At 60.9% G+C, this 9,163-nt stretch carries 10 protein-coding genes; 7 read left to right on the top strand and 3 right to left on the bottom strand.

The genetic code is table 11. The features are described 5' to 3' along the window. From DBR18_RS21405 to pdeM, 4 genes are all read left to right on the top strand, one after another. On the top strand, positions 1-386 hold a 386-nt coding region (locus DBR18_RS21405; protein ID WP_371921133.1), incomplete at its 5' end, for a succinylglutamate desuccinylase/aspartoacylase family protein. A gap of 13 nt (positions 387-399) precedes the next feature. Further along, entirely contained in the window at positions 400-1,164 is a 765-nt protein-coding gene (locus DBR18_RS21400) for an ABC transporter ATP-binding protein (protein WP_108591813.1), read from the top strand. 170 nt (positions 1,165-1,334) lie between these two features. Next, a complete protein-coding gene (locus DBR18_RS21395) occupies positions 1,335-3,821 on the top strand; it encodes a ligase-associated DNA damage response DEXH box helicase (RefSeq protein WP_108591812.1) in 2,487 nt (828 codons plus the stop codon). Further along, positions 3,821-4,477, top strand: a complete 657-nt coding sequence (gene pdeM, locus DBR18_RS21390; protein WP_108591811.1) for a ligase-associated DNA damage response endonuclease PdeM — start codon at positions 3,821-3,823, stop codon at positions 4,475-4,477. Before DBR18_RS21395 ends, pdeM begins: the two co-directional genes overlap by 1 nt. Before the next feature lie 46 nt (positions 4,478-4,523). Here pdeM and DBR18_RS21385 read toward each other — a convergent pair whose 3' ends face one another. Together DBR18_RS21385 and dcd are read right to left on the bottom strand one after the other, a co-directional pair. Beyond that, on the bottom strand, positions 4,524-4,733 hold the full coding sequence (locus DBR18_RS21385; RefSeq protein WP_108591810.1) for a hypothetical protein: 210 nt from the start codon (positions 4,731-4,733) through the stop codon (positions 4,524-4,526). Positions 4,734-4,836: 103 nt separating this feature from the next. Then, positions 4,837-5,403, bottom strand: coding sequence for a dCTP deaminase (gene dcd, locus DBR18_RS21380; RefSeq protein WP_003222308.1), 567 nt, complete (start codon positions 5,401-5,403; stop codon positions 4,837-4,839). A gap of 353 nt (positions 5,404-5,756) precedes the next feature. Here dcd and DBR18_RS21375 point away from each other — a divergent pair, with 353 nt between their 5' ends. Beyond that, complete coding sequence (locus DBR18_RS21375; RefSeq protein WP_002554837.1) at positions 5,757-5,966, top strand: cold-shock protein; 210 nt, start codon at positions 5,757-5,759, stop codon at positions 5,964-5,966. A gap of 144 nt (positions 5,967-6,110) precedes the next feature. On the opposite strand, the gene DBR18_RS21370 is transcribed toward DBR18_RS21375, so the two are convergent. After that, entirely contained in the window at positions 6,111-7,118 is a 1,008-nt protein-coding gene (locus DBR18_RS21370) for a DUF481 domain-containing protein (protein WP_108591809.1), read from the bottom strand. A 166-nt stretch (positions 7,119-7,284) separates the two neighbouring features. Between DBR18_RS21370 and DBR18_RS21365 the strand changes: the two genes are divergently transcribed. Continuing rightward, positions 7,285-7,638 (top strand): MGMT family protein, encoded by a 354-nt coding sequence (locus DBR18_RS21365; protein WP_108591808.1) that lies wholly within the window; start codon positions 7,285-7,287, stop codon positions 7,636-7,638. Positions 7,639-7,681: 43 nt separating this feature from the next. Continuing rightward, on the top strand, positions 7,682-9,163 hold a 1,482-nt coding region (locus DBR18_RS21360; RefSeq protein WP_108591814.1), incomplete at its 3' end, for an AmpG family muropeptide MFS transporter.

Raw genomic sequence — 9,163 nt, 5'->3', positions numbered from 1 at the left:
GCCAGGGTGACGTCAATCACCCGCTCGCCAGCCGTGACTGCCAGGCCTTGATCGATTACCTGATCCAGTTCGATGCGATCGTTGGCGAAACCCGCCCGCAGCCGCCCCTGCCCTTCCCCGCCACGCCACTGGCCGGTGTCGAACCGGTGACCACGCCAGTCGGCGGCCTGCTGGTGTACACCGCCACGGCCGGGCAATACCTGCAGGCCGGGCAACAGATTGCCGAAATCATCGACCCGATCACCGATCGGGTGACCTCCATTTGCTGCACCGCTGCCGGCGTCCTGTACGCCCGCTCGCTGCGACGCATGGCCACTGCCGGCATGGTGATCGCCCACGTGGCGGGCGCCGAAGCCTATCGCAGCGGCTATCTACTTTCGCCTTGAGGATGTCTGTCCCATGTACAAATTGACTGTTGAAGGTCTGCACAAAAGCTATGGCGACCATCAGGTACTCAAAGGCGTTTCGCTCAAGGCCAAGACCGGCGACGTGATCAGCCTGATCGGCGCCAGCGGCTCGGGCAAAAGCACCTTTCTGCGCTGCATCAACTTCCTCGAACAACCCAACGATGGCACCATGAGCCTCGACGGCCAGGCGATCCGCATGGTCACCGACCGCCACGGCATGCACGTCGCCGACCCGAATGAACTGCAACGCCTGCGCACGCGACTGGCGATGGTGTTCCAGCACTTCAACCTGTGGAGCCACATGACCGTGCTGGAAAACATCACCATGGCCCCGCGCCGGGTGCTGGGTTGCAGCAAGCAGGAAGCCGAAGACCGCGCCCGCCGTTATCTGGATAAAGTGGGCCTGCCGGCGCGGGTTGCCGATCAGTACCCGGCATTTCTCTCCGGCGGCCAGCAACAGCGGGTGGCAATTGCCCGGGCGCTGGCGATGGAGCCGGAAGTGATGCTGTTCGACGAACCGACCTCGGCCCTCGACCCAGAGCTGGTGGGCGAGGTGTTGCGGGTGATTCAGGGGCTGGCCGAGGAAGGCCGGACGATGATCATGGTGACCCATGAAATGAGCTTCGCCCGCAAGGTTTCCAGCCAGGTGCTGTTCCTGCATCAAGGCCTGGTGGAAGAAGAAGGCGCACCGGAAGAGGTGCTGGGCAATCCGCGAAGCGAACGGCTGAAGCAGTTCCTCAGCGGTAACCTCAAATAACCCGAATCCCCCGTGTAGGAGCTGCCGCAGGCTGCGATCTTTTGATTTTGCCTTTCAAGATCAAAAGATCGCAGCCTGCGGCAGCTCCTACATTGGGGATTGCGGTGTGATTAAACCTTTCGCATGTCGGCGCGGTCACTGAAGGAACACCTTCAGAGCGCGCAGCCGGCATGGCGAAATCCCCCGACCTTGCAAAAACCTGGTTCAGCGCACGCCACTGGCAGCCGTTCGCCTTTCAGAAGCAGGTGTGGGCCGCCGTCAAAAAAGGTCAGTCAGGGTTGCTCCACGCCAGCACTGGCGCCGGTAAAACCTATGCAGTGTGGTTCGCCGCGCTCAACCGCTTCGCCCGCGCTCTGCCGCCAACTGCAACGACCAGCAAACGCAAACCACAGACTGAGCCACTGACCGTGCTGTGGATCACGCCGATGCGCGCCCTCGCCGCCGACACCGCTCGCGCTCTGCAAACGCCCGTCAATGATTTGCAGATCCCATGGAGCATCGGCCTGCGCACCGGCGACACCAGCAGCGCCGAGCGCGCGCGTCAGGGCCGGCGTCTGCCGACCACGTTGATCACCACTCCGGAAAGCCTGACCTTGCTGCTGGCCCGTGCCGATGCGAAAACCGCGCTGTCGAGCCTGCGCATGATCGTCGTCGATGAATGGCATGAATTGCTCGGCAACAAGCGCGGCGTGCAACTGCAACTGGCCCTCGCCCGCCTGCGTCACTGGCAACCCGAACTGATCGTCTGGGGCGTGTCCGCCACCCTCGGTAATCAGTCCCACGCCGAACAGGTGCTGATCCCACAGGGTGGCGGCGTGACGGTGCAGGGCCAGAGCGACAAACCGCTGCTGGTCGACACCTTGATCCCACCCGCCATCGAGCGTTTTCCGTGGGCCGGGCATATCGGGCTGAAGATGCTGCCGCAAGTGGTCGCCGAACTCGATGCCTGCGCCAGCAGCCTGGTGTTCACCAACACCCGCGCACAATCGGAGATCTGGTATCAGGCGTTGCTCGACGCGCGGCCGGACTGGGCCGGGTTGATCGCGCTGCACCACAGTTCACTGTCCCGCGAAACCCGCGACTGGGTCGAGCAAGCACTGAAAGACGGCCATCTGAAAGCGGTGGTGTGCACCTCGAGCCTGGATCTGGGCGTGGACTTTCTGCCGGTGGAGCGGGTGCTGCAAATCGGCTCGGCCAAAGGCGTGGCGCGGCTGATGCAACGGGCCGGGCGCTCCGGTCACGCGCCGGGGCGCACCTCGCGGGTGACGCTGGTGCCGACCCACAGCCTGGAACTGATCGAGGCCGCCGCCGCCCGGGACGCCGTGGAGCAACGACGCATCGAACCGCGCCTGTCGCCGCACAAACCACTGGATGTGCTGGTGCAGCATCTGGTCAGCATGGCTCTGGGCGGTGGCTTTCTTCCCGAAGAGTTGTACGAAGAGGTCCGTGGTGCCTGGGCTTATCGCGACCTGACACTGGCGGATTGGGCCTGGGCGCTGGCTTTCGTACGTCACGGTGGACTTTCTCTGACGGCTTATCCGGATTACCGCCGGGTCGAACCGGATGAACACGGCGTCTGGCGTGTACCCGATGCGCGCTTGGCGCGCCGGCATCGCATGAGCATCGGCACCATCGTCAGCGACGCGAGCATCAATCTGAAATTCTGGAGCAAGGGTGGCGGTGGCAAGCAGTTGGGCAGTGTCGAGGAAGGTTTTATCGCGCGGCTGAAACCGGGTGACGGCTTTCTGTTTGCCGGGCGTTTGCTGGAATTGGTGCGAGTGGAGAACATGACCGCTTACGTGAAACGCAGCACTGCGAAAAAAGCCGCCGTACCGCGCTGGAATGGTGGGCGTATGCCGCTTTCCAACGAACTGGCTGCAGCGGTGGTCAGCCGTTTCACGGCTGCGGCGCGAGGCGAATTCGCCGGGCCGGAAATGCACGCATTGCAACCGTTGCTGCAAACCCAGGCGCGCTGGTCGGGTCTGCCCACTAGCGACAGCCTGCTGGCGGAGGTGCTGAAATCCCGCGAGGGCTGGCACCTTTTCCTCTACCCGTTTGCCGGGCGCCAGGTGCACCTGGGGCTCGCCAGCCTGCTGGCGTGGCGCGTCAGTCAGCGTGTGCCAGTGACCTTTTCGATTGCGGTGAATGACTACGGACTGGAACTGCTCAGCGCCACGCCGGTGGATTGGTCCGAGCAACTCGATACGGCGTTGCTGAGCCCCGATCATCTGCTGCGCGACGTACTCGCCAGCCTCAATGCCGGAGAACTGGCGCTGCGGCGCTTTCGCGAAATCGCGCGGATTGCCGGGCTGGTATTCGCCGGCTACCCCGGTGCGCCGAAAAGCACGCGCCAGGTACAGGCCTCCAGCGGGTTGTTCTTCGAAGTGTTCAAGCAATACGACGCTGACAACCTGCTGCTGGCGCAGGCCGGGGAAGAAGTCCTGCGGGAAGAACTGGATATTCGTCGTCTGGAACAGACACTGGAGCGGATCAACCGGATGAAACTGGATATGCACCTGATCAAACGTCCTACACCACTGGGCTTTCCATTGCTGGTGGAGCGTATGCGCGAAAGCATGAGTTCAGAAAAACTCGCCGACCGCATCCGGCGCATGGTTGGCGACCTGGAAAAATCTGCTGACAAAGGTAAAGCCTGATGAGCGGCGGTTATCCGGTGCGCCTGGCCGGCGAAGAACTCTGGCTGCTGCCGGAAAAAGCCTTGTACTGGCCGGCGCAGCAAGCGCTGCTGATCGCCGATGTGCATTTCGGCAAGGCTGCCGCCTATCGCAGCCTCGGCCAGCCAGTGCCGCAAGGCACTACGACAGCGAATATCGAAGTGCTCGACCGCTTGCTGGCAAAACTGCCGTGTCGTCAGTTGATCTTCCTCGGCGACTTTCTGCACGGTCCCGGCTCCCATGCGGCCGGTACGTTGAATGCCTTGGCTCAATGGCGCGCCCGTCACGTCGATCTGCCGATGACGCTGATTCGTGGCAACCACGACAAGCGCGCGGGGGATCCTCCGGCATCGTTGAACATCCGGGTGGTGCCGGAACCGTTGCTGATCGGGCCGTTTGCCCTGCAACACGAACCCGATCCGCACCCCGAGCGCCATGTGCTGGCCGGTCACGTGCATCCGGTCTATCGGCTGAATGGGCGCGGCCGGCAAAGCTTGCGCCTGGCCTGCTTCCGGCTGGGCGAGCGTTTGAGCCTGCTTCCGGCGTTTGGCGCGTTTACCGGCGGCTACCCGGTAGAAAAGGATGATACCAGCAGGATTTTTGTCGTCGGCGACAACGAAATATGGCCAGTCAGCTGAGGTTTTTGGCAAACGTCTGCTGACTGGCCATTCCTCGGGCAGCGGGTCAAGCCACCGGCGCGGGCGGCGGCTCGTCCGGCAGGGTCGGTTCGCCCGGCTCGGTCGGTTGTTCGTTGGGGGTATCGGGATCAGGCTGGCCGGGAATTCCGCCGGCCATGCTGACAGACGGGTGTGCCAGCAGAGACCAGGCCAAAACGCCAATCTGATTGGGCTCAAGCCTTGCCAGCTCGGCGGTGATATGCGGATCGATCTTCATGGAACCCTCCTCAGCGAAGGCCCGTCTTGCCGTAAGCAAAAACGGGCAGTACACCCCATAGAGTGCCTGCCCGCCAAAGAATTCCCGCGAACTGCCGGATGGATCAGGTACGCGGCAGGGTCACGCCACGCTGGCCCTGATATTTACCGCCGCGATCCTTGTACGAAACTTCGCATTGCTCGTCGGATTCGAGGAACAGCATCTGCGCCACGCCTTCGTTGGCGTAGATTTTCGCCGGCAGGTTCGTGGTGTTGGAGAACTCCAGGGTCACGTGACCTTCCCACTCAGGTTCCAGCGGGGTGACGTTGACGATAATGCCGCAGCGCGCGTAGGTGCTTTTACCCAGGCAGATGGTCAGGACATTGCGCGGGATACGGAAATATTCGACGGTGCTCGCCAGAGCAAAGGAGTTCGGCGGAATGATGCAGACGTCGCTGTGGATGTCGACGAAGCTGCCGGCGTCGAAGTTTTTCGGATCGACGATCGCCGAATTGATGTTGGTGAACACCTTGAAGTGGTTGGTGCAACGCACGTCGTAACCGTAGCTCGACACACCGTAGGAGATCACACGGCTGTCGTCGCTGCCGCGCACCTGGCGCTCGACGAAAGGCTCGATCATGCCGTGTTCCTGCGCCATGCGGCGAATCCACTTGTCCGATTTGATGCTCATGGCGGGTGTCCTGAATAGCGAGGTGGAAAAAATCTGTCCGGCATCTTACCGGGCGCGCCGCCGGGTTCAAAGTCCGCGCTGCAATTCTCGGCGAACAGCCAGGAATTACGCGCCCTGGCGACGAACCGTCACACCGCCGATCCTTAAAACAGAGAAACCTTCGCAAGAAGCATTGGCACGTCCCGGAAAAAGGGTTAAGGTGGCGCCACTGTGCTGCTTGTGTCACTGAGAATCTCTACACGATATGTTGAATTTCGATCCAACCATCTACAAGAATTTTTCCTGCTCTTTGCACTCAGTCTCGGCCAGGGTTCTTCCTGAGTCGCAGTTATCTTTGTTCAAGGAGTTACACCATGTCTAATCGCCAAACCGGTACCGTTAAGTGGTTCAACGATGAAAAAGGCTTCGGCTTCATCACTCCACAATCCGGTGACGACCTGTTCGTTCACTTCAAAGCTATCCAGTCCGACGGCTTCAAAAGCCTGAAAGAAGGCCAACAGGTTTCTTTCATCGCTACCCGCGGTCAGAAAGGCATGCAAGCTGAAGAAGTACAAGTTATCTAACTTGTAGCTTCTTTAGAAAAGAGCCCCGCCCTCAAAAGCGGGGCTTTTTTGTGGGCGTATGTTTTTTCCACGCGCAAAAAAGATCGCAGCCCGCGACAGCCCTCCTGTAGGAGCTGCCGCAGGCTGCGATCTTTTGTTTGTGCCTTACCAGGCCACGCCAAACCCTGCGGTGTAGCGGGTCTTGTTCAAATCCGCATCCTTGGTGCCGCTGATGATGTCGCGCTCGGCCTTGAGGTTCAGCGACGCCCAGTCGGTGACCTTGTAGCGCAGGCCCATCTCGGCATCCAGTGCGTAGTTGGCCACGTCAGACAGTGGCTTGCCCAGTTCGCCATTGGTGAAGAACTCGACTTTCTTGCCGATCAGGTAGCGGTTGTAATCCCACTTCATGGCGACCGAGTAGAAATTGTCCTTGCCGCCATCGCTGTACTCGTAATCGGTGCGGTTGAGCAGCGAGCCCAGCGAGAACGCGCCGAGTTCGTCGTCCCAGAACTGGTAACCAGGACCCGTACCGACCACGCGCTGACGCGACAGCTCTTCAACGTAATCACGCTTGTAATTCAAACGGCCCTGCCAGAACCACTTGTCGGTGAGGAAGCGGTCAAGCGCATACTCGGCGCGCCAGTTATTGGTGGTGACCTGCTCGTCCTGCACTTCGCGGTTGTATTCGCCTTCAGCGGTGTGCCGCCAGCGACCATGACGCGCAGTTGTCTTGAAGTCGATGTCGTAGTCGTCGGTGTCTTTTTCCGCCCGCTGATAGTCCAGCGCCAGGCCGATATTGCCTTTCCACACCAGATCCTCGACCACCGGCTTCGGTTTGAGAATCTGCTGGATGCTCGCCAGCTCGACGGTTTTTGGCGCCTCGCCATTGGCCAGGGTGACCTTGCCGTCATCGGCGGCGGTCAACGACTTGGCCTTTTCGCCGCTGTAGGCGTCCTGCTTGACCAGCAGTTCCTGATCGCTTTCCAGGGTCTTGACCTCTTTCCAGTCGATGGTAACCGCCCCCGCGTACTGGGTCTGGATCAGCAGTTTGCCGCCATCGAAAACGGAAATCTTGCCGCTCAACTTGTCACCGTTCTTCAACCAGACGGTGTCGGCAAGCAGGGGCGTAGACGCACTGAAAACAGCAAGGCACAGCAAGGTTCTGGACAGCATAAGCAGTTCAAGGGCTCAAGTTTGCGAAAAAAGGTCGGCATTATCCGTAGGAATAAGACCCTGACAAGGACTGACAGAGCGATTTCCATTGAGTTCATTTCTCATCTGGCCTACGAGCGATTACGCTTAAGCCCATCAACACGACTGACGTTCAGGAACCGCGCAGGTGAAAGAGCCGAACCAGCCCGATGAAAGCGAGGCGCAAATCCGACGCACGGCGCTTTATTCGACCCTTGCCCAAGTACCTGAAGGCAAGGTGGTCAGCTATGGTCAGTTGGCCGAACTGGCGGGGTTGGGGCGCGCCGCCCGCTGGGTCGGCCGCACCTTGAGTCAGTTACCCGGTGACACCCGGCTGCCGTGGCACCGCGTCCTGGGCGCCGGCGGCCGGATCAGTCTGCCGCTGGGCAGCCCCTCAGGAGATGAGCAGCGGGCACGATTGCGCTCTGAAGGCATCACCATCCTGAACAATCGTGTGGATATTCAGCGCCATGGCTGGCGTCCGATAGAGCACAGCGGTTAGAGTGCGCGCTTTGTTTTCGCAATCTTGAGGCAGACTTCAGCCCATGCCCCGTAAAACCTGGCGCGCCGCGCTCGCCGCCTATGCCAGTCCTTCGACGCTCGTGCTGTTGTTGCTCGGTTTCGCCGCCGGCCTGCCGTACATGCTGGTGTTCTCGACGCTCTCCGTCTGGCTGCGTGAAGCCGGCGTTGCCCGGGAAACCATCGGCTACGCCAGCCTGATCGGCCTGGCCTACGCCTTCAAATGGGTCTGGTCACCGTTGCTCGACCAATGGCGCCTGCCTTTATTGGGCAAGCTTGGGCGTCGTCGTTCATGGCTGGTGCTGTCTCAGTCACTGGTGATTCTCGGCCTGATCGGCATGGGGTTCTGCGATCCGCAGAAACACCTGTCCTGGCTGATTGCCATTGCCGTCATCGTCGCTTTCGCCTCCGCTACCCAAGACATCGCGGTAGACGCCTATCGTCTGGAAATCGCCGACGACAGCCGGCAGGCCGCACTGGCCGCCAGCTACATGTCCGGCTATCGCGTCGCCGCCCTGCTTGCCACGGCAGGCGCACTGTTTTTCGCCGAAGGTTTCGGCTCTACCGGTTTCAACTATCAGCATTCAGCCTGGACCGGCACCTACGCCCTGTTCGGGGTACTGATGGTCCCTGCCCTGCTGACCTCGTTGCTGATGCGCGAACCGCCGGTGCCGTTGCGCACGCAGTTGCAGGCCGGCCGCTACAGCTTTGTGCACCAACTGGCCTCGGTATTCGTGCTGATCGTGCTGCTGGTATCGGTGCCGGCGATGTTCACCCAGCTGTACAACACCGATTTTGCCAGCGTGTTGTTCGGCACCATGAGCCCGCTCGACCTGTTGCTCGAAGACCGCGCCTTCCTGCGCGCCATTCTCTACACCCTGCTCACCGGTCTGTGCCTGTCGACCATGGGCCGTCGTGGCCTGGCCCCGGTGCTGACGCCAGTCAACGACTTCATCCTGCGCTACCGCTGGCAGGCATTGCTGCTGCTCGGATTGATCGCCACCTATCGGATGTCCGACACGGTGATGGGCGTGATGGCCAACGTGTTCTATATCGACCAGGGCTTCACCAAGGATCAGATCGCCAGTGTCAGCAAGATCTTCGGCCTGATCATGACCCTCGTCGGCGCCGGCATGGGCGGCCTGCTGATCGTACGCTTCGGCATCCTGCCAATCCTGTTCATCGGCGGCGCAGCGTCGGCGGCGACCAACCTGCTGTTCGTGATGCTGGCCGACATGGGGCCGAACCTGCAGATGCTGGTGGTGACCATTTCTCTGGACAACTTCAGTTCCGGCCTAGCGACCTCGGCGTTCGTCGCCTACCTGTCGAGCCTGACCAACCTGAAGTTCTCGGCCACCCAATATGCTCTGCTCAGTTCCATCATGCTGTTGCTGCCGCGCCTGATGGGCGGCTATTCAGGGGTGATGGTCGAGAAGTTCGGCTACCACAACTTCTTCATGATCACGGCGTTGCTCGGTGTGCCGACCCTGGTGCTGATCGCGTTGCAC

Origin of the sequence: Pseudomonas sp. HMWF021, assembly GCF_003061005.1 — a bacterium.
Taxonomy (GTDB): Bacteria; Pseudomonadota; Gammaproteobacteria; order Pseudomonadales; family Pseudomonadaceae; genus Aquipseudomonas.
Note: the sequence above shows the minus strand (reverse complement) of the source record. Positions and strands in the feature narration are given on the sequence as shown.

Bases quoted from the DNA above. Each gene is read 5' to 3' on its own strand.
- DBR18_RS21400 (WP_108591813.1), top strand. From the start codon at position 400: ATGTACAAATTGACTGTTGAAGGTCTGCACAAAAGCTATGGCGACCAT.
- DBR18_RS21395 (WP_108591812.1), top strand. From the start codon at position 1,335: ATGGCGAAATCCCCCGACCTTGCAAAAACCTGGTTCAGCGCACGCCAC.
- DBR18_RS21375 (WP_002554837.1), top strand. From the start codon at position 5,757: ATGTCTAATCGCCAAACCGGTACCGTTAAGTGGTTCAACGATGAAAAA.
- DBR18_RS21370 (WP_108591809.1), bottom strand. From the start codon at position 7,118: ATGCTGTCCAGAACCTTGCTGTGCCTTGCTGTTTTCAGTGCGTCTACG.
- pdeM (WP_108591811.1), top strand. From the start codon at position 3,821: ATGAGCGGCGGTTATCCGGTGCGCCTGGCCGGCGAAGAACTCTGGCTG.
- DBR18_RS21385 (WP_108591810.1), bottom strand. From the start codon at position 4,733: ATGAAGATCGATCCGCATATCACCGCCGAGCTGGCAAGGCTTGAGCCC.
- dcd (WP_003222308.1), bottom strand. From the start codon at position 5,403: ATGAGCATCAAATCGGACAAGTGGATTCGCCGCATGGCGCAGGAACAC.